Origin of the sequence: Chryseobacterium soli (assembly GCF_000737705.1) — a bacterium.
GTDB classification, from domain to species: Bacteria; Bacteroidota; Bacteroidia; order Flavobacteriales; family Weeksellaceae; genus Chryseobacterium; species Chryseobacterium soli.
In genome coordinates this window covers 882,223-907,520 of record NZ_JPRH01000001.1, presented here as the reverse complement: position 1 = coordinate 907,520, position 25,298 = coordinate 882,223, and the positions used below count along the sequence as shown (strand labels likewise).

Sequence of the window (25,298 nt, the reverse complement as noted above, 5' to 3'; positions counted from 1 at the left end):
AATATAATTATTTTATTAAAAACTTAACTTATGATTTAACCTATTCCACAATAAAACATCTAAATTTGCAAAAATATACAATGAGGAAAATTATTTTAGTAGCAGCTGGACTTTTTGTTTCAGCTTCTTCACAGGCACAAATTTTAGATGTTATAAAATCTACGGTTAAAGATAAAACAGGAATTGATCTTAATACTCCGATCAAAACAAAAAGTACCACAAGTACCACTACCACTACCACTACCACTACATCTCCCAAAACTTCTTCTGTAAATCTTAACAGTCTTACATCAACAGAGGTATCATCCGGATTAAAGCAAGCCTTAAATCTTGGAGTTACTGAAGGAGTAAAGAAATTAGGAGTTACTGATGGTTTTTATAAAAATGAACTGGTAAAAATATTAATGCCTGAAAAATTAAGAACAATTGACACAAAACTTCGTATGGTAGGCTTGGGAAGCCTTGCAGATCAGGGTGTAAAATTACTGAACAGAGCAGCGGAAGATGCCGTTACGGAATCAGCTCCTATTTTCGCCAATGCCATCACCTCAATGACAATTACGGATGCAAAAAATATTTTATTGGGAACGGATAATGCAGCAACTAATTATTTGCAAACCAAGACTCAGAGTCAGTTATTTACAGCTTTCCAGCCAAAAGTGAAGGCATCTTTAGGAAAAGTAGGTGCTGATACGGTATGGAAAAACCTTATTTCAAAGTACAATATGCTGACAGGACAGGCGGTAACCACCGATCTTAATGAATATGTAACGACTGAAACCATTAACGGTGTTTTCAAAATGGTTGCAGAAAAAGAAAGCGGAATCAGAAATAATTCTGTGATGAGAACGACAAGTATTCTACAGAAAGTTTTCGGAGCTCAGGATAGTAAATAATATCTTTTTTTCAAGAAAATAAAAGCCAGAGTAAACATGTTTACTCTGGCTTTTTTATGTTAAAATGTTACGCTTTTAAACCTTGATAAAAATGTTTTCTATAAAGGACAGAAAAGAATAAGAAGTAGATTATTCGTAGTACTAATCGTTGATCCTGCATAATAGTAGTAAGACCAGGTGACCCCACCCGGAACTACAGGTTGGTTTAACCACCACGCACGGCAAGCAGTGCTGCCCAGATAGGCTATATTGCCATATGGAGCGGAAACGCTGGCAATTTGGTCTGCTTCTGCAGCATTACGTGCAGGTACTCCTGTTCTCTTGTTTACAACATAATACGTCGTTGCTTTCAATTTTTCGGCTGGAGCTGTAGTTGTATTGGGATTAATGTTTGCCTTGGGGGCAGGGGTCAATGAAGTGTAGCATGTCGAAAGTGCCATTCCTAAAATAATTACCAGATTTGTCATAATAAATTTTGTATTTGATGTTTCCTACTCTTTTAAAGCTTTTGGGATTCCGCTTGTGATGAATTCTATAGCATAAAATTGTATTTTATTATCTGTAGAATAAAGAATCAACTAGTAAGTGTAGAAGTTCATCTAGTATTTGTTTCCATCTGTCTGGTAACTGTAAACTGTATGATAAAATATGGGATATTTTATGGAAGTTATTAACTGCTCTAAAAGAAAAAACAGTAAAGATCCGAGAATCTCTACTGTTAGTATTTTTGTATGTGTTGAATTTTTATCGTTTTTGCAGACTTTTTAAAACTGCATTTCAGGGATTTCTCCCTCTATAATCAGATCTGCTTCTGTAGACTTTATGATATGTTCTACTGAAACACCCGGTGCTCTTTCCACCAATTTGAAACCTGCCGGCGTCACATCTAAAACTGCTAATTCGGTTACTACTCTCTTTACACAATTAACACCCGTTAAAGGAAGTGTACATTTTTTCAGGATTTTGCTTTCTCCTGCTTTGTTTACGTGCATCATGGCAACGATAATATTTTCAGCAGAAGCCACCAAATCCATAGCGCCCCCCATTCCTTTTACCATCTTTCCCGGAATTTTCCAGTTGGCAATATCTCCGTTTTCGGAAACTTCCATTGCTCCAAGAATGGTTAAATCTACTTTTTGGCCACGGATCATTCCAAAACTGAAAGCGGAATCAAAAAATGAACCTCCCGGCAGTATGGTGATGGTCTGTTTTCCGGCATTGATAATATCAGCATCTTCTTCGCCTTCAAAAGGGAAAGGTCCCATTCCTAACACTCCATTTTCACTTTGAAACTCCACCGAAATACCCTCTGGAACGTAGTTGGCTACCAAAGTAGGGATCCCGATTCCCAGGTTTACATAATAACGGTCTTTCAGTTCTTTTGAAATCCTTTTAGCAATTTGTTCTTTTGTGAGCATAATAAAAACTTAGACTGCAATTTAATTATTTTCACTTGAATACAAAAGGTCTTTGTTATTGGAAATTATCACCACCAGCTGGATTCGGATAAAGCTTTCTTTTTTTACCTCACGAGGCTGAGTCTCCAGAAAACATCCTTATCAAGGTTTAAAAGCTTGACAAGGATAATATTTTTTTTAACCCGAACTCACGTTAGTACTGTAAGTCAAAATAATATCTTTAATTTTGCACCATTATTTTGTAGAATGAAAATACTTTTAAAATACCTTAAGCCTTACAAATGGTTGATCGCCTTTTCTTTGTTTTTGGCAACCATTAACCAGGTTTTTTCTTTATTTGCGCCTGCCATTACTGGGAATATCCTTGATAAACTGGTTACCCATCCTAATTTCTTTGATAAGGAAAAACTCTTACCCAGAAATCTGAATCAATATTTATACGGAGACGGAATTTACCATGGTGTTTTTTATTTTTTAACATTACTTATCGGAACTGCAATGGTAAGCCGGATTGCTAAAGCTTTTCAGGATTATGCCGTAAGCGTAATCACTCAAAAGTTTGGGGCAAAAATCTTTACGGACGGCTTGAAACATTCAATGGCATTGCCTTACCAGGAATTTGAAGATCAAAGGAGTGGTGAAACCCTGTCAATTTTAACAAAAGTAAGAGAAGATACCGTAAAATTCATTACCAGTTTTATTAATATCTTCTTCGGAATTTTGGTCAGCATTATTTTCGTTTCCATCTACGCTATCCGATTACATTGGTCGATTATGCCGGTCTATATCTGCGGAATTTTCCTGATTGCCTTCATTACCAATTTATTGAGTAAAAGAATAAAAAGCATTCAGAAAAATATTGTTTCAGAGACCACCGCTTTAGCAGGAAGTACTACGGAAAGTTTAAGAAACATCGAAATCGTTAAAAGTTTAGGATTAACCAATCAGGAGGTGATCCGTTTAAATAACAATACATATAAAATTTTAGGACTTGAACTCAGAAAAGTAAAAAGCATTCGTTCTTTGAGCTTTATCCAGGGAACAATGGTCAATTTTCTTCAGCAGATGATTACGATGACCTTATTGCTTCTAATTTTTAAAAATATTGTAACTCCTGGACAGTACCTGTCTCTGATGTTTTATGGTTTTTTCATTTTCGGACCAATGCAGGAGATCGGTAATATCATTATTTCATACCGTGAGGCTGAGGCTTCTCTTTTTAATTTTGATCATTTAATGAAAAAAGAAGTGGAAGAAAAGCCGCTTCATCCCAAACAAATTGGTGCTATTGAAGAATTGGAATTTAAACACGTTTCTTTTAAACACCAGTCTGCCCAGTATAAAGCTTTAAATAACATCTCTTTCGATGTTAAAAATGGCGAAACCATTGCTTTTGTAGGACCTAGTGGTTCCGGGAAAAGTACATTGGTAAAATTACTGGTTGGATTGTACAGACCTCAGGAGGGAAATATTTTTTACAACAGCATTAATGGAAAAGAATTTGATTTTGATGAACTGAGAAATCAAATTGGTTTTGTGACCCAGGATACTCAGCTTTTTGCAGGAACGATCAAAGAAAATCTCCTTTTTGTCAATCCCAACGCTACAGAAGTTGACTTGGCTATTGCTTTACAGAAATCGAGCTGTACCGCATTGCTGGAAAGAGCAGAAAAAGGGATTGAAACCGTTATTGGTGAAGGCGGACTGAAGCTAAGCGGCGGGGAAAAACAAAGGATTGCCATTGCACGGGCGCTTTTAAGAAAACCTCATTTACTGATTTTTGATGAAGCAACTTCAGCCTTGGACAGTATTACTGAAGAAGAAATAACGTCTACTATTAAAGATATTTCAAAAGAAAAGGAACAGATCACGGTTCTTATCGCGCATCGTTTAAGTACGATTATGCATGCAGACCGGATTTATGTCCTTGAACGCGGACAGGTAATAGAAATGGGTTCCCATGACAATTTGATTGCCGAAAAAGGCTTGTATTACGCCATGTGGCGACAACAGATCGGAGAAAGGAAGATGCTCATTTCACCGGAAGCATAACACAAATAAAGCGCTGAATATATTTCAGCGCTTTTTGTTTTATATAGTCTTTGCAAAAACTTATTCTTTTGTTCTTACGGTTCTCTGCTCAATTCTTTTTTCAAATTTTTCACCCTGGAAAATCCTTTGGATCATAATTCCTGGAATATGAATTTCGTTAGGGTCTAATTGTCCCGGCTCTACCAGTTCTTCTACTTCGGCAATGGTGATTTTTGCGGCACCTGCCATAGGATGGTTGAAATTCCTTGCAGATCCTTTAAAAATAAGGTTTCCTGCATAATCTCCTTTCCAGGCTTTCACGATAGAGAAATCTGCTTTGTAAGCATGTTCCAGGATATGTGGTTTCCCATCAAAATCTTTCACTTCTTTACCTTCTGCGATCTCCGTTCCGAATCCTGCAGGGGTATAAAAAGCAGGAATTCCTGCCTGAGCAGCTCTGCATTTTTCTGCAAGTGTACCTTGCGGAGTCAGTTCAACATCCAATTCTCCTGAAAGCATCTGTCTTTCGAATTCTGCATTTTCTCCTACATAAGAGGAAATCATTTTTTTGATTTGTCTTTTATGAAGCAATAATCCTAATCCAAAATCGTCAACTCCGGCATTATTTGAAATACATGTTAAGTCTTTTACATCACTATCTACCAAAGCATTAATTGAATTTTCAGGAATACCACAAAGTCCAAATCCGCCCAACATTAAAGTCATTCCATCTTTAATTCCGCCTATGGCCTCCTGTGCATTTTTTACTCTTTTATCTATCATGATAACATTAGATTTTCTATTGCCTAAATTTAATAAATTTTCTCATATATCCGATACTACGGATTTTTTGATTATATCTTCAATTTGACCTGCTTGTAAACATGATGCTGTATAGAGCCTATTTTTATTAAAAAGAAATATCAGTTATCTATTCGCATCTTAATTATATTAATAAGGAAAGCGGGAAATTATAAATTCCCGCTTTCTTTTCTATATAATATTGTAATGATTACTGTATAATCAGTTTTAACGTAAATAACTTTCTTGTGTGAACTTTTACGAAATACACTCCTTTCGGAAGGTTTTCATTCACGAGAGAAAAACGCTGATTATGAATATTTTTTGATTCATACAACAGGTCTCCTGAAGCTGACACCAATTCAATTTTTTCAATCGGATAATCACTTTTAATAAAGGTAGGTTCTCCCGGTTTTGTAGGATTGGGATATAAAATTACATTTTTCTGGGTGCTGTTTTTTACTTCATCGGTTCCCAATGTAGCTGAAGTCACCTGAAACTGCGTTCTGTTGGATACTTCCGTATAGGAATCATTGGTAAACATCACCATATAATAGTTTCCGGGAGTCGTTGGAAGAGCCGTCCCCTGGATTGTTTTGGTGCCTTGAGTTACTCCATCAAAATAAGTATAGGAAACAAAATTATCATCCGGGATCTGAACATTCTGAGGATAAATTCCCAGCCAGTCTTTGATAATCCCCGGAGAATCCGTCCATGAAGCCGTAATATTTTCCCCTAGTGTATAGACCGGTTTGTTAATCCATAATTCCGTTACAATATCCCCTACTTTAAAGAATACTTTGTCACCGATTCCGGTATACCCGTCTTCCAGTAAATATTGCGCGTAATAATATCCTTTCGGAAGTCCAGTAAAATTAAGAGTTCCTGCAGGTGTCGTTACATAACTCCATTTGAGAGAGGTATTGGTTCCCGGCGTCTGTCCCATTTTATAAATACCGATCCAGTCTTTTACCAGATTCGGTCCGTTACTGAAATTAATGACCACTGTTCCACCCACAGGATATGTATCGGCTGTAGTCTGGAGCTGTACCTTTGGCCCTACATAAAAGTTTTTTCTGCCTGTAATTTCCGTATATCCATTGTTGGCAAAGAAACCTGCAAAATACTGTCCTTTAGCCGCCATACCATTGCTGAAAAGAGCTGTTCCCGCCGTCTGTCCATTGGTATAAACAAATCCCTGGGAAGTCACAGAAGCCGGAGTCTGTCCTTTTTTATAAATTCCCACCCAATCCTGCTGATTCCCCGGACCTCCTGTGTAAGTAGCCGTTATCGGTTCATTTTGTGTATATTCAGTTTTATCTAAAACAAAGGTCGGATTAGAGACTACACTTCCTGTAATTTCAAACTGCTTCACCTCACTCCAATCGCTCCATTCCAGATTTCTGTCCCTGTATCTGGTTTTCACATAATATATTCCATTGGATATAGAATTAGTGACAAATGTTGCCTTAGTAATATCCACTCCAGCGTTTAAGTTTTTTGTTTTATCAGGAGTTGTATTTCCGTCTTTTCCAAACCAATTCTCATAATCACGGTACAATTCCTTTTCAATCACTGAAAAATCAGCTGCCTTGCTTATTAAAAACTGGGTAGTATTTAAAAGCTCCCCGTTTGGCGATGAAAAAGCACTTCCATTTAAAGTTAGCGGTAATGTTACCGGAGTAGAGAATGTATTTGTAATAGATGGTTTAGTGGGTTTAGGCTGATTTTTATACCGATGAAAAGTATCAACCAGCTCATTATACTTTTTATTATATACTCCACCGATAGAATAACATTCCACATCTACTTTTCCGCTTAATACATCTACTTCAACAATCTGGTACGTCCAATCTGTCAATGTTTTCTGAACATCGTCAAAATCCTGCTCTGTAGACATTCCCCAATATTGATCCCACGCCGTACCTCCTGAAATAATCTGATAATTGGGTGTATTTTTAAGCTGCCCTCTATGATACAAGTGGTGGTGCGCTCCAACATGCATTAAATATTTACTGGAAGTCGTTAAAAGTGGTACTGCATTATTTCTTACCCATGTGGAAATATCTCCCACATATTGCTCTGCCTGATAGGGTCTGTGGCTTAATGAAATAATCCAGTCTACCGTAGAGTCATTATTGGCAGCATTTAAAATCTGTTGTAGCCATGTTTGCTGTTCAGAGCCCGTATGTTCGGAACTTAAACTTATAAATAATACATTTCCCGCCTGCTGGGCATAATAGTTTTCATTTCCGGAAGCTATATTTTTATACTTAATTTCATCAATATAAAAATGGGCATAATAAGAGTTCATTCCCATCGTCCCATAAGTTTCATGATTTCCTACCGTAGTCTGTATCGGAAGATAAGGTGACAGCTTGATATTTTTTTTAAAATGAACATTCTCGTAGTGATCTAATGTCCCAACATCCACCTGATCTCCTACCATAAAAGTAAGAGCAACATTGTCAGAAGGATCTGAATCTGCTCCAAATTTTTGCTTTAATTTTTTAAATGCATTCAAGGTAAGTGTGTCATATCTTGGTTCCGCTTTGATCTGGTTATCTCCCATAATCAAAAACCGGATTTTTCCATCTGCAGTAGCCGCCTGTCCTGGTAAAGGAAGCGTTCTGAAATTATATATGGCAGACTCGCTGGTTCCTGTTTTTATTTTATAATAATATTTTGTGTTAGGTTGTAAATTGGTAATTTTTGCAGTGTGGTAATAGTAGTTATTATTATATCCCGTATCTGAAAAGATATTTGTAGTCCCTGTAACCGTAACATTCAGACTGGTTGGTGAGTCTCCATAAATAACCGTTGTCTCATTGTTGGAAGCCGTTTTCCAATTCACAATCATAGAGTTTGGCGCCGGATTCTGTAAATAAGGAAATAAGGTCTGCCCAAATGCAACATTGACGACCAAACAAAAAAAGAATAAATAATTTTTCATAATACTTTAGTTTAAAATGGGGAGTGAGAGATGAAATTATATATTAATAGCCTTAAGGACCCCCTATTTATATTTCGTGCAAAAGTATATGACCAATGTAAACTCAGGCTGATATTAAAATCAATGATATGTTAATTTTTAAGAATGGAACCTGCTGAAAACAGGTAGTTTAATAACATAAAATTATTTGTTTATTTCAAAAACTATTTTGTATATTTGCAATCTGTTATTCAACCTCTGACGAAAAGCGTGTAAGTTGCTTAGCCTTAACATTTTATTTTATTAAAAATGGATTTATTAAAGTACGTACAAGACAAGTACATTACAAAAAAAGAATTCCCTGAATTCAAAGCCGGTGATACAATCACTGTGTACTACGAAATTAAAGAAGGACAAAAGACAAGAACTCAGTTCTTCAAAGGTACCGTAATTCAATTAAGAGGTACTGGATCTACAAAAACTTTTACCATCAGAAAAATGAGTGGTGATGTAGGTGTAGAAAGAGTATTCCCTATCAACATGCCTGCTCTTCAAAAAATTGAAGTTGACAGAAGAGGTAGAGTTAGAAGATCTAGAATTTATTACTTCAGAGACCTTAGAGGTAAGAAAGCTAGAATCAAAGATGCTGCTTACAAGAAAAAGTAATTCAGACAACAATACATACAAAAAGAGGCTGTTTCCATGTGGAGCAGCCTCTTTTTATTGGTTATTACCTAGCCTCTTCTCTATTTTTTTAATTGCGTGGAAACTCTCAGTTGATTACTGGATAAAATATATATTCTCTGCGTAGATTATGTATGGATTAATATGATCTTATCTGTTCAAAGATTGCTATAATGATGTTAATTAAAGGGAGCAAAGAAGCAGGCAATTTCATTGATTCTCAGAAGCGGGCTTTATAAAACTCTATAATTGATTTTAATTTTTGAATAGGATCTGCATATTTCGGTTAAAGCCGGTTGGTGTTTTTATATATTACTGATTGATGATTGATTTATTGAAGCCGGGTTAAAGTCCGCCCCTATTGAATATGTTTTACCTGGATAGATAGATAGATAGATAGATAGATATAGAGGATAAAATTATATATGGGAAGAATATTTAGGGAAATTCACGGATATAAATGTATACGCTGATGAATGTAACAACATATAATCACATTACCAGCGATAGAATAGGTAAGCCAGCTAATGGATAACTGATACTATTACTTAAATTGCTACATTCTTACATTGGTACATTCATTTTTATGTATTATAATATTGGTTTTTGGTGTATATCACAAAAAAAAAGTCTCATACAACTAAATGTATGAGACTTTTAATAAAAACTGGCGGCGTCCTACTCTCCCGCTTTCGCAGTACCATCGGCGCTGGCAGGCTTAACTTCTGTGTTCGGAATGGGAACAGGTGAGCCCTGCCGCTAAAACCACCCTAAATAAGGTATATGATGCAGCATGTATCTATGTAGTACGTAGGAATGATTTCTCATTAATACTTTGTACATGATACATTTTACAAATTTAATCGATAAAAACATTCACAAAGACAAAACCTTTCTTGCACTTACAAGGCTTATATATAGTAACCATAGGCTATAAATCTACAGGTAATTAGTACTACTCGGCTATGACATTACTGTCTTTACACCTATAGCCTATCAACGTGGTCATCTCCCACGACCTTTAAAAGATGTCTCATCTTGAGGCGAGTTTCGCACTTATATGCTTTCAGTGCTTATCTCTTCCAAACGTAGCTACTCAGCGGTGCTCCTGGCGGAACAACTGATACACCAGAGGTTTGTTCAATTCGGTCCTCTCGTACTAGAATCAAGCCCTCTCAAACATCTAACGCCCGCAATAGATAGAGACCGAACTGTCTCACGACGTTCTGAACCCAGCTCGCGTGCCACTTTAATGGGCGAACAGCCCAACCCTTGGGACCTTCTCCAGCCCCAGGATGTGACGAGCCGACATCGAGGTGCCGAACCTCCCCGTCGATGTGAGCTCTTGGGGGAGACTAGCCTGTTATCCCCGGAGTACCTTTTATCCTATGAGCGATGGCCCTTCCATGCGGAACCACCGGATCACTATGTCCTGCTTTCGCACCTGATCGACTTGTAGGTCTCACAGTCAAGCACCCTTATGCCATTACACTCTACGCACGGTTACCAAGCGTGCTGAGGGTACCTTTGAAAGCCTCCGTTACTCTTTTGGAGGCGACCACCCCAGTCAAACTACCCACCACGCAATGTCCTTCTAAAAGAAGTTAGGCTCCAAGTAAGTAAAGGGTGGTATTTCAACAGTGGCTCCACAAACACTAGCGTGCCTGCTTCAAAGCCTCCCACCTATCCTACACATTACTTACTCAAAGTCAATACGAAGTTATAGTAAAGGTTCACAGGGTCTTTTCGTCCCATTGCGGGTACTCGGCATCTTCACCGAGACTACAATTTCACAGAGCTCATGGTTGAGACAGTGCCCAGATCGTTACACCATTCGTGCAGGTCGGAACTTACCCGACAAGGAATTTCGCTACCTTAGGACCGTTATAGTTACGGCCGCCGTTTACTGGGGCTTCAGTCAAACGCTTCGCTTACGCTAACGCCCTTCCTTAACCTTCCAGCACCGGGCAGGTGTCAGACCCTATACTGCATCTTTCGATTTTGCAGAGTCCTGTGTTTTTGATAAACAGTCGCCTGGGCCTCTTTACTGCGGCCACCATTGCTGATGGCGTCTCTTCTCCCGAAGTTACGAGACTATTTTGCCTAGTTCCTTAACCATGATTCACTCTAGCACCTTAGGATTCTCTCCTCGACTACCTGTGTCGGTTTTGGTACGGGTTGCTTCACTTCGGCTTTTCTTGGAAGCACTTTCCCTACAACAACTTCGCCCGAAGGCTAGGTCTTGACTATTCCGTCAGTCTCCAGTAAGTACGGCACTCCGTCCCCTTTTTAGTGTGAGCAAGTATGGGAATATTAACCCATTGTCCATCCACTACCCCTTTCGGGTTCGCGTTAGGCCCCGACTAACCCTCAGCTGATTAGCATGGCTGAGGAAACCTTAGTCTTTCGGTGAGGGGGTTTCTCGCCCCCTTTATCGTTACTTATGCCTACATTTTCTTTTCTATCCGCTCCACAATACCTCGCAGTACTGCTTCGGTGCAAATAGAATGCTCCCCTACCAGATATAACCCAACGGTTATAAATCCATAGCTTCGGTAATATGTTTATGCCCGATTATTATCCATGCCGGACCGCTCGACTAGTGAGCTGTTACGCACTCTTTAAATGAATGGCTGCTTCCAAGCCAACATCCTAGCTGTCAATGCAGTCCAACCGCGTTGCTTCAACTTAACATATATTTGGGGACCTTAGCTGTTGGTCTGGGTTCTTTCCCTCTCGGACACGGACCTTAGCACCCGCGCCCTCACTGCCGTGGAACATTTATTAGCATTCGGAGTTTGTCAGGAATTGGTAGGTGATGAAACCCCCGCATCCAATCAGTAGCTCTACCTCTAATAAACTTATACACGACGCTGCACCTAAATGCATTTCGGGGAGTACGAGCTATCTCCCAGTTTGATTGGCCTTTCACCCCTACCCACAGGTCATCCGAAGACTTTTCAACGTCAACCGGTTCGGTCCTCCACTCTGTGTTACCAGAGCTTCAACCTGCCCATGGGTAGATCACAAGGTTTCGCGTCTAATACTACTAACTAAGCGCCCTATTCAGACTCGCTTTCGCTCCGGCTCCGGACCTGAAGTCCTTAACCTCGCTAGTAACATTAACTCGTAGGCTCATTATGCAAAAGGCACGCCGTCACCCAACATGTGGGCTCCGACCGCTTGTAGGCGTACGGTTTCAGGTTCTATTTCACCCTTCTATTCGAAGTGCTTTTCACCTTTCCTTCACAGTACTTGTTCACTATCGGTCTTTCAGGAGTATTTAGCCTTGGAGGATGGTCCCCCCATATTCAGACAGGATTTCACGTGTCCCGCCCTACTCATTTATCACTTATGTATGCCTTTCATATACGGGGCTATCACCCTCTATGGCTGTTCTTTCCAGAACATTCTATTAAACATATAAAAGCTTTTGGGCTAATCCGCGTTCGCTCGCCACTACTTACGGAATCTCTTCGATTTCTTTTCCTCCGGGTACTTAGATGTTTCAGTTCTCCGGGTTTGCTCTCTAATAAATTAGAGTGACATGTCTTCAACATGCCGGGTTGCCCCATTCGGACATCTGCGGATCAATTCGTGTGTGCCGATCCCCGCAGCTTTTCGCAGCTTACCGCGTCCTTCTTCGCCTCTGAAAGCCTAGGCATCCGCCATACGCCCTTAACGATTTCTTTCCTATTTATTGGTTACTCAAGCACTCGTAAGTGCTCGGTTTTCTCTTTGTGATATTTTTACCGTTAATGTCAATGATCTTTAAATTCTTTCTGCTTGTCTGATAAATGAATATTTGTTTTGGCTCTATTCATTATACTTTTAAATCAGACTCACAAAACTGTGGAGAATAAGGGAGTCGAACCCTTGACCTCCTGCGTGCAAGGCAGGCGCTCTAGCCAGCTGAGCTAATTCCCCCTCTAGTGGTGATGTCTTTTGTATAACGTACTATGTATAATGTAGGAAAGTATCCTACATTGTACAATCTACTTTGTACTTTTTACATCCCTTTAATTAGTAGTCTCGGGCAGGCTCGAACTGCCGACCTCTACATTATCAGTGTAGCGCTCTAACCAGCTGAGCTACGAGACTTCATTAATTTTAGTTCTCGGTTGTCGGTTATTAGTCGTCAGCAATACTAACTTCTAATGTCTAACCTCTAACTTCTTTTACTAAAATCTCTCTCCCTCTGATACTAATTTCTAGTGGGTTTTGTATTTTTATATATATAATCAACCAAATAAAAAACTAAAGCATACTTTAAGTAAGTACATGGTACATTTAAGTACCTTTATTTGTTTATCGTCCCGAAAGACGCTCTAAAATGAGATGTTCCAGCCGCACCTTCCGGTACGGCTACCTTGTTACGACTTAGCCCTAGTTACCTGTTTTACCCTAGGCAGCTCCTGTTACGGTCACCGACTTCAGGTACCCCAGACTTCCATGGCTTGACGGGCGGTGTGTACAAGGCCCGGGAACGTATTCACCGCGCCATGGCTGATGCGCGATTACTAGCGATTCCAGCTTCATAGAGTCGAGTTGCAGACTCCAATCCGAACTGAGACCAGCTTTCGAGATTCGCATCCAGTCGCCTGGTAGCTGCCCTCTGTACTGGCCATTGTATTACGTGTGTGGCCCAAGGCGTAAGGGCCGTGATGATTTGACGTCATCCCCACCTTCCTCTCTACTTGCGTAGGCAGTCTCACTAGAGTCCCCAACTGAATGATGGCAACTAGTGACAGGGGTTGCGCTCGTTGCAGGACTTAACCTAACACCTCACGGCACGAGCTGACGACAACCATGCAGCACCTTGAAAATTGTCCGAAGAAAAGTCTATTTCTAAACCTGTCAATTCCCATTTAAGCCTTGGTAAGGTTCCTCGCGTATCATCGAATTAAACCACATAATCCACCGCTTGTGCGGGCCCCCGTCAATTCCTTTGAGTTTCATTCTTGCGAACGTACTCCCCAGGTGGCTAACTTATCACTTTCGCTTAGTCTCTGAATCCGAAAACCCAAAAACGAGTTAGCATCGTTTACGGCGTGGACTACCAGGGTATCTAATCCTGTTCGCTCCCCACGCTTTCGTCCATCAGCGTCAGTTAAGACATGGTAACCTGCCTTCGCAATTGGTGTTCTAAGTAATATCTATGCATTTCACCGCTACACTACTTATTCCAGCTACCTCTACCTTACTCAAGACCCGCAGTATCAATGGCAGTTTCATAGTTAAGCTATGAGATTTCACCACTGACTTACGAGTCCGCCTACGGACCCTTTAAACCCAATAAATCCGGATAACGCTTGCACCCTCCGTATTACCGCGGCTGCTGGCACGGAGTTAGCCGGTGCTTATTCGTATAGTACCTTCAGCTACCCTCACGAGGGTAGGTTTATCCCTATACAAAAGAAGTTTACAACCCATAGGGCCGTCGTCCTTCACGCGGGATGGCTGGATCAGGCTCTCACCCATTGTCCAATATTCCTCACTGCTGCCTCCCGTAGGAGTCTGGTCCGTGTCTCAGTACCAGTGTGGGGGATCACCCTCTCAGGCCCCCTAAAGATCATTGACTTGGTGGGCCGTTACCCCGCCAACTATCTAATCTTGCGCGTGCCCATCTCTATCCGCCGGAGCTTTCAATTTTAAATGATGCCATTCAAAATATTATGGGATATTAATCTTCCTTTCGAAAGGCTATCTCCCTGATAAAGGCAGGTTGCACACGTGTTCCGCACCCGTACGCCGCTCTCAAGATTCCGAAGAATCTCTACCGCTCGGCTTGCATGTGTTAGGCCTCCCGCTAGCGTTCATCCTGAGCCAGGATCAAACTCTCCATTGTATGTTTGTCTGACTCACTCAAAGTTATTTTACGCTTTAGTTTTTCCTTACTTGGTTGTTATATTATTTTTCAATGATCTTCTCTTCTTCCGCTTTTTACCGTATCCTACTTTCTGTCGTTTCGGATACTGATTTGCGAGTGCAAAAGTAATGCTTATTTCTAAACCAGCCAAATCTTTTTGAACAAAATTTTAAAGTTTTTTAAGTAACCCTAATCTCCTATCCTTTCTTAAATCTGACCCTCTCTGCGCTCCCTATTAAGGGACTGCAAAGATACAAACTTTTTTAAATTATCAAAATTAAATTCCGATTATTTTTTAGTTCATTCCTTATATCAATTACTGTCTCTGCGCTACCTACTATCTCTCGTTTTCAGTGGGGCAAAGATAGAAACTTTAACCCTCACTACCAACTTTATTTAACATAATATTCGCAAAGTGGATAAGTTATTACCTAATGTTTTGATTATGAAATTTTTATATACAATTGTGGAGTTATCCACTTTGACACGAAATTCAACTTTATCGCGATATAAGCTTCTTTAAGGCTTATTTTCAGTATAAATTACACTTAAAAATTCTGCATAAGATTTCTCCAAACCTATAATATCTCCAGTTTTCAGGTTTAAACCGCCTACTCCGGAGGTATCCGGCTTTACTTTTAGCGATGATATCTGAAAATACAAATTTTCATCTTTATCTTTTGGCTGGATCTTTATTGCAGATCCTAGAAGTTTTTTCGTAGAAATAGTATATACTTCTCCAGGAACTATCTTTACCTTTATATAAGATCGGGGTGATAAGACATAATCTTTTCTGTTGATACTTATTTTTTGTTCTTTGTCTGAAGAAGCAAATATGTACAATGCGCCATTCTGGTCTGCAAGTTTTTCTTTAGGCGTATAGTATAATGCCATTTTATAATTGGCAGGATTGAAAGGCTGCGATCTCCCTTCTATATTTTCAAAAGGTTTTAATGAAAATGTATTGGCTCCAACTTCTTTTGCCTTCTTATATATATGTGAAAAAACTATAGCATCATCTTTTGAGAATCCCTGCACTTCGAGTTCTGCCAGATATTCTCGGTCTTTTATATCTTCATTTACATGGTATAAAAATTTATCTGTGTTGTCGTTTGTTTTTTCAACTTTGTTGAGATATACATTTTGTGCATTAAAAAGCTGAATACATAAAACGAAAATGATAAGTGCTGGATTTTTCATGGTATAAATTATGATGAAAGTGTATTTACACAGTCTTCTAAACTGTTTTCCCAATGTTTGGGTTCTATTTTATAAACCTGCTCGATTTTATCTAAAGCTAATGTGCTTCTGGTTGGTCTTTTTGCAGGCGTAGGATATTGTTCTGTCGTTAATGGGTTTAACTTCACTGTAGACTTGGAAAATTTGGCGATTTTTTTTGCAAATTCAAGCCATGTTGTTTCCGGATAGTTTGAAAAGTGAAAAATACCAAACGTTTTATTTGGAGTTTCAATGATCTCCATAATGGCTTCGGCTAAATCGTTGGCATTGGTCGGTTGGCCAAACTGATCAGCAACGATTCCAAGTTCATCTTTCTGAGAGAAAAGATTAATCATTGTTTTAACGAAATTTTTATTGAACTCTGAATACAGCCATGAAGTTCTCAGGATTACTGTTTTCGGATTGATTTCCAACGCTAATTCTTCTCCTTTTCTTTTGGACTGGCCATACACTCCTATTGGACTGGTGAAATCATCTTCGGAATAGGAAAGATTGGTATCCCCATCGAAGACATAGTCTGTAGAAACATGAATTAAAATGCTTTTGTAATCTGCACAAGCCTGAGCAAGATAAGCTACACCATATGCATTGACCGCAAAAGCCTTTTCTTCTTCTTTCTCGGCAAGATCCACAGCGGTATAGGCTGAAGCATTGATACAGAAGTCTGGTTTATGATCATAAAAAAAATCATTTACCTGATCTTCGTTTGTGATATCTAAGGTTTGTGAGTCTGTAAAAATAAATTCATATTTATTTTCAAAATCAGGAGCTATTTTCCTGATACAGTTTCCTAATTGTCCGTTACCTCCTATTATTACTATTTTTTTCATTATGAATTTTTTGCGTTTTGCGATCTTAAAAATTTAACTCTTGACTGGAAATCTTTTTGCTCCAGATCAACATAGAATTGATGAAATGTTTCTTTTATATCTTCCGGATGTATTTCCGATTTTCTTTTTTTTACATTAAAATAGATGATAGTCACCCATAATACGGCATGAATGGTTTTTTCGTCTAAGCTTTTCATCAGGATTTCCACTTTCGCCGTCCTGTCTTGTATATCGATTGTTTTGCTGCTAATGACCACCTGGGTATTATATCTTACTTCTCTCAGATATGCAATCTCATTTTGAATGGCAATCCATGTACAGCCTGTTTTTTTGGTGTATTCTTCATATGTAAACCCGTAAAATGTTTCTACGTGATCTTCTCTGGCATTGAACATATAATCCAAATACTTTACATTATTCAAGTGCCCGATAGGATCGCAGTCGCTAAACCTAACTTTTACCTTAGTTGATACTTCTTTTTCCATACGGCAAAAATAAAAAAACCGCCTCTAAAAGAGACGGTTAATTTATAAAACTTTGTTAATTTATCGAATTATTGAATTCCTAATTCTTTTTTAACAGCAGCAGTAGCATCAGCACCACCTTTGTAAACAAAAGCAGAAGAGTTAGAATCCATTACAAATTCAAATCCGCTAGCTTTAGCTACTTTTTCGATAGCATCGTTTAACTTTTTCTCGATTGGAGCAAAAGCAATGTCTTGCTTACCTTGTAGGTCTTTTTGCGCTTTTTCTTGCATTTGAGCAATTTCTTCCTGCAACTTCTGTAATTCAGTTTCTCTAGCTTTGTTCTCCTCAGCTGTTTTCTTAGGAGCTTCTTCGCTGTATTGCTTTAATTTAGCTTGTCCGGCATCTGCTTTTTTCTTGATTTCAGCTTGCTTAGCATCCAAGAAAACTTTTATATCAGCATCTGCTTTTTTCTTTTCAGGCATTGCGTTAAGAACCGCCATCACATCTAAAGTAGCAATTTTTTGAGCTTTTGCCATACCTACCGATACAACCATCATTACCGCTGCAAATAATACACTTAATTTTTTCATAATTGGTAAATAAATAATTTAATTTGTTTTAGATCTTTAATTGTCGTAAAAGTTAATTTTAAATATTACTTTTTACTTTTACTATTAGTTTTTTCTTTTTTATCAGTTCCTTTTAATAATACATCCAGAACTTTATCGGTGTAGTCATATCTTTTTTGAAGAAAAATGACACTAATGTTATTGCTTTTATCAAGAACTATGCCCAATCCATTCTTTTCAGACATTGTTTTGATAGCAGTCCAGATCTGATCCTGAAAGGGTTGTACTAAGTTTGTTCTTAGTTTAGTAATCTCTCCGTTGGCCCCGAAACGCAAACTTGTTGTTGTTTTCACGTTTTTGTCCAGGTCCATTACTTCTTTTTCTCTCAGCTTCAATTGGTCTCCTATCAATAATACCTTTTCACTTTCAAAAGCTGCTTTTTTTCTTTCGAACTCGGACTGCAGATTTTGCAATTCAGACTGCCAGGTATCGATTTGTGAGTTTAATCTTGCTTCTGCTTCTTTATATTGAGGCAATTTATTCAAAATATACTCTGTATCTACAACTCCAATTTTTTGTGCATTGCTTACTCCGAAAAGTAACAAAAATACAAATGTGAAAATGAATTTAAAGTTCTTCATATGTATGTTTATAACGATTGGTTCATCAAGAAGTGTGTCTTCCATCCAGAAGGATCAGTTCCTGAAATAGTTTTATCAAAACCATAAGCAAAGTCAAATCCAATCAATCCGAAAGCTCCCATATAAACTCTTACTCCAACTCCGACTGATCTTTTCAGCTGGAATGGATTATATGTGCTCCAAGAATTCCAAACGTTACCTCCTTCAGCAAATGTAAGAGCATAAATTTTAGCTGTCTGGTTCAATGAAATCGGATATCTTAATTCCAGAGTAAATCTGTTATAGATTGTTCCTCCACCTTTTTGGGTGATATCTGAACCTTCACCACCATACGTAGATGCATTTTCGTATCCTCTTAAAGGAATAAGTTCTCTACCATCATATCTACCTCCAAACAAACCGGTACCTCCTACATAGAATCTTTCGAAAGGCGGTGCACCCAATTGTTTGTTATAACCATCCATGAATCCCATTTCAGCAGAAGATCTCAAGACTAATTTTCCAGCGATTTCGTTATACACATCCGCTTTGAACTTGATCTTGTAGAACTCCATCCACTTATACTTTTCAGTAGGGGTCATGGTAGAGTAATCTTTGTTACTGAATAATGAATACGGGGGAGTCAATTTTGCCGAAAGTTCAACATTTGAACCTGTTGTCGGGAAAATAGGATCCAAACCTGCCGAGTTTCTGCTCAGCCCTAAGTTGATACTGAAGTTATTGGCATTACCGTAATATTCTGTGCTATTTCCGAATTCAAAAGGATAATTGTTGAATGTATACTTTTGAAACTGAATTCCTGTGTATAAAGAGAAATAATCATCCGGCCAGTTCAATAGTCTGTTAAGACCTACTGAGGCAGAGAATATATTTAACTTCTGAGCATTTCCGCTTACATCAGAATATTTTACTCTGGAAGTATTCAAACTTACAGAGAGAGCAGTAGGTTTTGTTCCAAATAACCAAGGTTCAGTAAATGAAACTCCGTAGTTTTGGAAATACTGACCTGCCTGTGCCTGGATAGAGAAGGTTTGTCCATCTCCCTGAGGTACCGGTCTGAAGTCTTTGAATTTAAGGAAATTCTTTAATGAGAAGTTATTGAATGTTAATCCTAACGTTCCGATAAAGCTGTTTCCACCATATCCTGCCTGAAGCTGAACCTGTGATGATCCTTTTTCAACCAGTTTCCAGTTGATGTCCACTGTATTGTCCTGTTGGTTTGGCTGGATATCCTGCCCTACCTGCTGAGGGTCAAAGAATGACATTCCTGCAAGGTCGAAATAGGTTCTTTTAATTTCAGTTTTCTTGAAAAGCTCACCTGGTTTAGTTCTTAATGCTCTCAATACAACGTGGTCATGGGTGGTCGTGTTCCCCTGCCAGGTTACTTTATTCCAGGTTGCCTGCTCTCCTTCATTAATTCTGATCTCCAGATTAACGGCATCACCTGTTACTGATTTTTCTACCGGTGTTACGCTAGAGAAAAGGTACCCGTTGTTCATGTAAACGGATTTGATATCGGAATCATCTTCCTTACCTCCGTCTTCTCCAACTTTTTTGTTGAAACCTACTGCATCGTAGATATCTCCTTTTTTATATCCTAATAATCTCTGTAAGTATTCTGTAGCATAGACTGTATTTCCGGTGAATGTAACATCCCCGATGTAATACTTCTTACCTTCATTAAGCTTGACATTGATTTCGTAGTTATTTCTTTTATTTCTCCATACGGAATCAGAAACAATCTTAGCATCTCTATATCCCAATGAGTTATAATAGTTGATCAGACTTTGCTTATCTTCCTGATATTTATCGTCGATAAATTTGGAAGATTTAAGAATTCCACCGATACTAAACCTTTTTTGTTTGGTTTCTTTGAATGCTTTATTTCTAAGCTTACTGTCTGTAACGTTTTGATTGCCCTCAAATTCGATATGGTCAATTTTTACTCTTTTGCCTTTATCTACATTGATGGTCCAGTCTACTAAAGCAGGGTCACTTGCATTTACTTTATCCTGAATAGTAATTTTAGCATCTGCAAATCCTTTCTTTACATAGTCTTTGGGGATATTCGTCTTAAGGCTGGAAATCAAATTTTGTGTAATTTTTGTTCCAGGTTTCAGATTGTTATCTTTTGCCAGTTTTTCGTTCTTTGATTTACCGATTCCTTTCCCTTTGAATTTAACTTCTCCAAGTTCTTTCAAATCTTCAAGGTAAAATCTTAGAATAATCGTCTGGCCTTCGATGCTTTGAACGTATACTTCTACTTCAGAAAAAGATTGGGTGTCCCAAAGCTTTTTAACAGCACTGCTGATTTTCTGTCCTGGAATGTCTACGCTTTCACCTTTGGATAGGCCTGTAAAACGCAAGATTTGAGCCGGCGTATATTTTTTGACCCCATCTACAACGATGTCCTTAAGCGTGTAAGTTCCTGCTTCGTTTTCTGCGTGTACAGCACTATTCACTTTCGTGCTGTCCTGAGGAGTTACTTGTCCATAAAAATGCGCAGAAGCAGCAAACATTATGATGGGTAATAGTCTAAACTTCATTTTATCGAGTCTTTCTTTTCTTAAAAAATTTATTGAGCTTTTATTTGCTCTCCGGTTAATCCGTATCTTCTTTCTTTGCTTTGGTAATCTACAATGCACTGGAAAAAAATATCTTTGGTAAAATCCGGCCATAGGACATTTAAAAACTGTAGTTCTGCATAAGCAATCTGCCAAAGGAGGAAGTTGCTTATCCTTATTTCCCCGCTTGTTCTAATAAGCAGGTCTACAGGCGGAAAGTCTTTTGTATAAAGATAGCTTTCGAATAATTTTTCATCAATATTCTCTACATCTATCTTTCCTTCTTTCACATCAGAACTTATATTTTTTATGGCATCCAGTATTTCGTTTTGTGAGCCGTAGCTTATTGCCAATACTAAATTGCCTTTTGTGTTTTCTTTTGTAAGTTCCACGACACGCAGCAATTGTTCTTTCACTAGGGAAGGCAGTTTATCCAAATTCCCTATAACATGCATTCTCAATCCTTTACTAAAAATTTCTTCGGCTTCCAGTAATAAAGTTTCAACGAGTAAATTCATTAAAGTATTTACTTCATTTTCTGGACGGCTCCAATTTTCAGAAGAAAATGTATAAAGCGTTAAATAGGGTATATTGACCTCATTACATGCGTTAATAGCATTTCTTACAGCATTAATGGCATTTTTGTGACCGAAAGTTCTGTCTTCGCCACGAGATTTTGCCCATCTCCCATTGCCATCCATAATGATGGCTACGTGTTTCGGTAAATTCTCTGAATTTATTTTATCTTTAATCAACGACATATTAATTAATCACAATAGCATGGAGGTCTACCGAATGAATAAGTCAGTCCTAAACTGAACGTGTTCATCCAATCGTTAGAATTTCCATCCCCAATATTTCTTTTACCGATAATCTCGGCCTCTCTTTCTTTGGAAACTGCATAATAATTTCCAGACTGCAGCAATGAACCTCCTGTTGAAGGATTCAGAATATCTGCATTATAAGAATACTTTACATCTTTAGAAAGCACTTTGCTGTGATCTAACTGATCAGTCAAGGTATATCTGAATGTAGCTTCTGCAAATATAGCCCAGTTATGGTTAAATTTATATTTCAAACCTACTCCAAAAGGAATATGTACTGTTGTCTTTTTTCCTAATGAATATTGCGCAGTCGTTGTAAAATCCAACTCATTAATAGGAGCCTGTGCCACCCCGTCTGCATCTCTTCTAAAATCATTAACAAGCGTTGCTTTAGGAGCGTCAAACATCAAAGCACCAATCCCTCCGAAAATGTATGGACTCAACATACTGATTTGCTCATTATTCACTGGAAAGAAGTTGTATTCAAACATTAAACTTGCTTCGTACACATTATTCTTTCCGAATGCGTTTCTATTTTTTCTATATTCTTCTTTAGCAACTTTATCACTAAACTGAATCTGGTTGTATCCCAGGTCCAATCTAACGGTCTGATGCGGATTAAAATTAAATCTATATAATAAACCACCATAAAATGGGACTCCCCATTCCGACATCCTATCTAAATCCAACGGCTTTTGTAAAATATAATTGGTTCTTCCTACGTCCCCTACTAGGTTACTCATACCCAGACGAATTCCCAATTCGTTTCTTTGTGCTTTAACACTTACCAATCCTAAGAGGGCAAGAAAGCTAAACAATAATTTTTTATTCATAAAAGAATACGGATTTATGGTTATTTTAAAATTTAATTTTTGCAAATATAAAACATTTTTATATTAATGATAATCTTAATGTTTAGTTAAAAATAAACAAAAAAACATAATTTGTTATAAAGTAAACGATAAAGTGGCAAAAATATTCTTTTTTCGATAGAATGAAATTGATCAGAGTATGAAAAAACCCCCATTACATGAGGGTTTAAAACACTATTTTTTATTAAATATTGTCTGTATCTTATTTCTTATTTTAATCAATAAAGGTTCTTTATAATTTTTATCTTCATCAAAGTATCCATACCCATAACCGTATCCATAGCCATATCCGTACCCCTGTTTGGTATTATAATCATTATAAATAAGTCCTAAATGCTCAATTTCATCATTATGATACTTTTCCGTAATCATCTTCAGCATATACTTTTCTGTGTATTCATGACGGACAACATAGATATTGGCATCAGATTGCTTCATTAATTCATAAGAATCCGCTACCAGACCTACCGGCGGAGAATCAATGATAATATAATCATACTTTTCTCTCAGAGCGTCAATAAATTTAATATTCTTTTCGCTCATTAAGAGTTCAGAAGGATTTGGCGGGATTGGCCCAGATGTAGCCACATCCAGGTTCGGAACTTTCGTTTTATTGATAATCTGTTCAATGGATACTTCTCCTGTCAGATAATTGGAGATTCCATATTTATTGTCAATTTTAAAATCTCCGAAAATTTTAGGCTTTCTTAAGTCCATTCCCAACAGGATGGTTTTTTTATCACTCAGCCCTATTACAGAGGCCAGGTTAATGGAAATATATGTTTTCCCTTCTCCTCCAATAGATGATGTTATCAGTATTACTTTGCCTTTTTCATCATCATTATTCATCAGGAATCTCATATTGGCCCTGATTCCCCTGAATGATTCTGAAACCGATGATTTTGACTGTTCTAATACGGTAAGCATGTTTTCATTGGTATTGTTTCCAATAACACCAAGCAGTGGGATTTTAGTTGCGCTCAACAGTTCTTTGATATTCCTAATTTTACTGTCAAGCAATTCACCGATTAAAATAAACAGCAACGGCAGAAGTAATAACCCAAACACAATCGCTGCTTTAGTTGCTTTTACATTAGGCCCGATTGGTGACTGTCCCAGGTTCTTGGCAGGGTCAATTACGGTAATGTCAGACTGATTGGTGGCTACTTTCATCTGAGCTTCATTCTGGCGTCCCAACAAGCTGTTATAGGTCGCTTCAATCATGTTATACCCCCTTTCTGCATCAAGATACCTTCTTTCTTTTTCCGGGTATGTTACCAAATCGGAGTTTGCTTCTGCTACCTGTCTGTCAATCTTGTTAATTTCATCATAGTATCTCGTGTAATAATTCCTTAAAGTTCCCGAAGAACTCATTTTAGCATCATCAATAAGCCTGTTGATCTCCTTCATCGGTTCGGAATTCGGTTTATAGATCGCCGCCATTTCTCTTTTCTTAAGATATAATGCTTTCAACTCCGTTACAGATGCAGAGAAAAGACCATCTTCAAAGCCTGCCGCATTGGTACTGATCATCTTGTCAAAATTCTGAGACTGAAGCGTATTTTTAATATTATTCAGTGAGCTTATTTTGCTTATAATGTCTGCTTTTTTAGCTTCAAGATCTTTGATCGCCTCCAGAGATTTTTCATCTCTGTCTTTGATATTATAAAGTTTTTCGGATGTTTTTAAATAGTTTAAAACATTGGCACTGGAATCCAATTTCTTACGTATACTGCTAAGATTCCCCTGAAGATAAACTTCTGTATTTTTATTGACTGTATTCTTGTCAGCCAATCTTTTTTTCTGAAGCTCTGTCACAGATTTATTCAAAAAGTTTACGGTACTGTTCAGATTATATCCTTTTTTAGTAATAATCATGATAGTCCCGATTTCCTTATCAAAATCTACTCCTGTTGTAGAAATAATTTCGTTAACGCTATTATTTACCGAACTCAGATTTATGATAATATTATCAAGTTTGATTTTAGAAAGAGCAGGATTGGGAAGCAGTCTGAATCTTAGATTCGGCGAATCATACCACTCATTTACTTTTATGATCTTATTAGCAGGCCTATTATAGCTGCTAATAGATTGATATCCTTCCGATTCATAGCTGTACAGACTGGTAGATTGTCCTTCTTCCGGTAAAACGACTTCATAGGAACCATTTCCTTTCGGTATTATAGTGATAGGATAATCAATCTGCTGAAGATGTTTTTTGTCAATTTGCAGAAAAATAGGTGAATCATCTTTATCCAGATAGGTAGATTTGATCACTCCCTTCGTAGAATAATTAACAAAAAGGTCGAGTTCTTTAACCAAAAACTCATTGTGAGATCTTGACAAAAGCATTTTTTTCAGGTAAATTCCATCCTGATTCCCGTTCTGTCCCCAAATGAAGTTGATGGATTGATTAGGAGTAAAATAGCTTGCCGTATTATTCGATACACTTAAAGATAAATTGGATGCATAAATGCTCTGTGCATAGTATTTGGTATATACCCAAGAAACAAGGTAACCAATAGTCAGCATGAAAACGAACCAATACCAATTTTTGAGTATTCTTCTTAGAAAATGCTCGATATCAAATAATGCAAATGAACCGTACTTCTCTTTAGGCGAATCTTCTCTCCCTACTTTAATGTCTTTTCCTGGAATCAT

Annotated in this window: 16 protein-coding genes, 2 tRNA genes and 3 rRNA genes; 3 read left to right on the top strand and 18 right to left on the bottom strand. The window is 37.9% G+C overall.

The genetic code is table 11. The features are described 5' to 3' along the window. Positions 1 to 80 precede the first annotated feature (80 nt). The gene (locus IW15_RS04160; protein ID WP_034709465.1) at positions 81 to 896 is read left to right on the top strand and encodes a DUF4197 domain-containing protein; all 816 of its coding nucleotides are present in this window, start codon (positions 81 to 83) and stop codon (positions 894 to 896) included. A 98-nt stretch (positions 897 to 994) separates the two neighbouring features. Here IW15_RS04160 and IW15_RS04155 read toward each other — a convergent pair whose 3' ends face one another. After that, a complete protein-coding gene (locus IW15_RS04155) occupies positions 995 to 1,363 on the bottom strand; it encodes a hypothetical protein (protein WP_034709463.1) in 369 nt (122 codons plus the stop codon). Positions 1,364 to 1,660: 297 nt separating this feature from the next. Then, positions 1,661 to 2,314, bottom strand: a complete 654-nt coding sequence (locus tag IW15_RS04150) for a CoA transferase subunit B (RefSeq protein ID WP_034709462.1) — start codon at positions 2,312 to 2,314, stop codon at positions 1,661 to 1,663. Between the two features lie 246 nt (positions 2,315 to 2,560). Between IW15_RS04150 and IW15_RS04145 the strand changes: the two genes are divergently transcribed. Further along, complete coding sequence (locus IW15_RS04145) at positions 2,561 to 4,366, top strand: ABC transporter ATP-binding protein (protein ID WP_034709460.1); 1,806 nt, start codon at positions 2,561 to 2,563, stop codon at positions 4,364 to 4,366. A gap of 60 nt (positions 4,367 to 4,426) precedes the next feature. On the opposite strand, the gene IW15_RS04140 is transcribed toward IW15_RS04145, so the two are convergent. Continuing rightward, the gene (locus IW15_RS04140) at positions 4,427 to 5,128 is read right to left on the bottom strand and encodes a CoA transferase subunit A (RefSeq protein ID WP_034709458.1); all 702 of its coding nucleotides are present in this window, start codon (positions 5,126 to 5,128) and stop codon (positions 4,427 to 4,429) included. A 229-nt stretch (positions 5,129 to 5,357) separates the two neighbouring features. Beyond that, a complete protein-coding gene (locus IW15_RS04135) occupies positions 5,358 to 8,099 on the bottom strand; it encodes a fibronectin type III domain-containing protein (protein WP_034709457.1) in 2,742 nt (913 codons plus the stop codon). 288 nt (positions 8,100 to 8,387) lie between these two features. On the opposite strand from IW15_RS04135, the gene rplS reads away from it, so the two are divergent. After that, entirely contained in the window at positions 8,388 to 8,744 is a 357-nt protein-coding gene (gene rplS, locus IW15_RS04130) for a 50S ribosomal protein L19 (RefSeq protein ID WP_034709455.1), read from the top strand. A 683-nt stretch (positions 8,745 to 9,427) separates the two neighbouring features. On the opposite strand, the gene rrf is transcribed toward rplS, so the two are convergent. The 14 genes from rrf to IW15_RS04060 all read right to left on the bottom strand — a co-directional run bounded on the left by rrf (position 9,428) and on the right by IW15_RS04060 (position 25,298). Further along, positions 9,428 to 9,535 (bottom strand): 5S ribosomal RNA (rrf, locus tag IW15_RS04125). Positions 9,536 to 9,691: 156 nt separating this feature from the next. Continuing rightward, positions 9,692 to 12,454, bottom strand: a 23S ribosomal RNA gene (locus IW15_RS04120). Positions 12,455 to 12,615: 161 nt separating this feature from the next. Next, a tRNA-Ala gene (locus tag IW15_RS04115) sits at positions 12,616 to 12,689 on the bottom strand. Between the two features lie 100 nt (positions 12,690 to 12,789). Further along, positions 12,790 to 12,863, bottom strand: a tRNA-Ile gene (locus IW15_RS04110). Positions 12,864 to 13,093: 230 nt separating this feature from the next. Then, positions 13,094 to 14,610, bottom strand: a 16S ribosomal RNA gene (locus IW15_RS04105). The 16S, 23S and 5S rRNA genes sit together here with 2 tRNA genes alongside, the layout of an rRNA operon. A 540-nt stretch (positions 14,611 to 15,150) precedes the next feature. Then, on the bottom strand, positions 15,151 to 15,831 hold the full coding sequence (locus tag IW15_RS04100; protein WP_034709454.1) for a hypothetical protein: 681 nt from the start codon (positions 15,829 to 15,831) through the stop codon (positions 15,151 to 15,153). 8 nt (positions 15,832 to 15,839) lie between these two features. Further along, positions 15,840 to 16,700: a dTDP-4-dehydrorhamnose reductase gene (gene rfbD, locus IW15_RS04095; RefSeq protein WP_034709453.1), complete on the bottom strand. Its 861-nt coding sequence runs from the start codon at positions 16,698 to 16,700 to the stop codon at positions 15,840 to 15,842. After that, positions 16,700 to 17,185, bottom strand: coding sequence for an acyl-CoA thioesterase (locus tag IW15_RS04090; protein WP_034709452.1), 486 nt, complete (start codon positions 17,183 to 17,185; stop codon positions 16,700 to 16,702). Before IW15_RS04090 ends, rfbD begins: the two co-directional genes overlap by 1 nt. 68 nt (positions 17,186 to 17,253) lie before the next feature. After that, positions 17,254 to 17,757 carry an OmpH family outer membrane protein gene (locus IW15_RS04085; protein ID WP_034709451.1) on the bottom strand — a complete coding sequence of 168 codons (504 nt, stop codon included), beginning with the start codon at positions 17,755 to 17,757 and terminating at the stop codon, positions 17,254 to 17,256. A 65-nt stretch (positions 17,758 to 17,822) separates the two neighbouring features. Then, positions 17,823 to 18,377: an OmpH family outer membrane protein gene (locus IW15_RS04080; RefSeq protein ID WP_034709859.1), complete on the bottom strand. Its 555-nt coding sequence runs from the start codon at positions 18,375 to 18,377 to the stop codon at positions 17,823 to 17,825. A gap of 8 nt (positions 18,378 to 18,385) precedes the next feature. Continuing rightward, complete coding sequence (bamA, locus tag IW15_RS04075) at positions 18,386 to 20,923, bottom strand: outer membrane protein assembly factor BamA (RefSeq protein WP_034709450.1); 2,538 nt, start codon at positions 20,921 to 20,923, stop codon at positions 18,386 to 18,388. A 29-nt stretch (positions 20,924 to 20,952) separates the two neighbouring features. Then, a complete protein-coding gene (locus IW15_RS04070) occupies positions 20,953 to 21,702 on the bottom strand; it encodes an isoprenyl transferase (RefSeq protein WP_034709448.1) in 750 nt (249 codons plus the stop codon). 5 nt (positions 21,703 to 21,707) lie between these two features. Beyond that, complete coding sequence (porG, locus tag IW15_RS04065) at positions 21,708 to 22,598, bottom strand: type IX secretion system protein PorG (RefSeq protein WP_034709446.1); 891 nt, start codon at positions 22,596 to 22,598, stop codon at positions 21,708 to 21,710. 213 nt (positions 22,599 to 22,811) lie between these two features. Further along, the gene (locus IW15_RS04060; RefSeq protein WP_034709445.1) at positions 22,812 to 25,298 is read right to left on the bottom strand and encodes an exopolysaccharide transport family protein; all 2,487 of its coding nucleotides are present in this window, start codon (positions 25,296 to 25,298) and stop codon (positions 22,812 to 22,814) included.

What these genes read in the sequence shown, in the direction of transcription:
- IW15_RS04060 (WP_034709445.1), bottom strand. Translation starts at nt 25,298, where the DNA reads ATGATTCCAGGAAAAGACATTAAAGTAGGGAGAGAAGATTCGCCTAAA.
- IW15_RS04140 (WP_034709458.1), bottom strand. Translation starts at nt 5,128, where the DNA reads ATGATAGATAAAAGAGTAAAAAATGCACAGGAGGCCATAGGCGGAATT.
- IW15_RS04100 (WP_034709454.1), bottom strand. Translation starts at nt 15,831, where the DNA reads ATGAAAAATCCAGCACTTATCATTTTCGTTTTATGTATTCAGCTTTTT.
- IW15_RS04145 (WP_034709460.1), top strand. Translation starts at nt 2,561, where the DNA reads ATGAAAATACTTTTAAAATACCTTAAGCCTTACAAATGGTTGATCGCC.
- IW15_RS04160 (WP_034709465.1), top strand. Translation starts at nt 81, where the DNA reads ATGAGGAAAATTATTTTAGTAGCAGCTGGACTTTTTGTTTCAGCTTCT.
- IW15_RS04090 (WP_034709452.1), bottom strand. Translation starts at nt 17,185, where the DNA reads ATGGAAAAAGAAGTATCAACTAAGGTAAAAGTTAGGTTTAGCGACTGC.
- rfbD (WP_034709453.1), bottom strand. Translation starts at nt 16,700, where the DNA reads ATGAAAAAAATAGTAATAATAGGAGGTAACGGACAATTAGGAAACTGT.
- IW15_RS04135 (WP_034709457.1), bottom strand. Translation starts at nt 8,099, where the DNA reads ATGAAAAATTATTTATTCTTTTTTTGTTTGGTCGTCAATGTTGCATTT.
- IW15_RS04150 (WP_034709462.1), bottom strand. Translation starts at nt 2,314, where the DNA reads ATGCTCACAAAAGAACAAATTGCTAAAAGGATTTCAAAAGAACTGAAA.
- bamA (WP_034709450.1), bottom strand. Translation starts at nt 20,923, where the DNA reads ATGAAGTTTAGACTATTACCCATCATAATGTTTGCTGCTTCTGCGCAT.
- rplS (WP_034709455.1), top strand. Translation starts at nt 8,388, where the DNA reads ATGGATTTATTAAAGTACGTACAAGACAAGTACATTACAAAAAAAGAA.
- IW15_RS04085 (WP_034709451.1), bottom strand. Translation starts at nt 17,757, where the DNA reads ATGAAAAAATTAAGTGTATTATTTGCAGCGGTAATGATGGTTGTATCG.
- porG (WP_034709446.1), bottom strand. Translation starts at nt 22,598, where the DNA reads ATGAATAAAAAATTATTGTTTAGCTTTCTTGCCCTCTTAGGATTGGTA.
- IW15_RS04155 (WP_034709463.1), bottom strand. Translation starts at nt 1,363, where the DNA reads ATGACAAATCTGGTAATTATTTTAGGAATGGCACTTTCGACATGCTAC.
- IW15_RS04070 (WP_034709448.1), bottom strand. Translation starts at nt 21,702, where the DNA reads ATGTCGTTGATTAAAGATAAAATAAATTCAGAGAATTTACCGAAACAC.
- IW15_RS04080 (WP_034709859.1), bottom strand. Translation starts at nt 18,377, where the DNA reads ATGAAGAACTTTAAATTCATTTTCACATTTGTATTTTTGTTACTTTTC.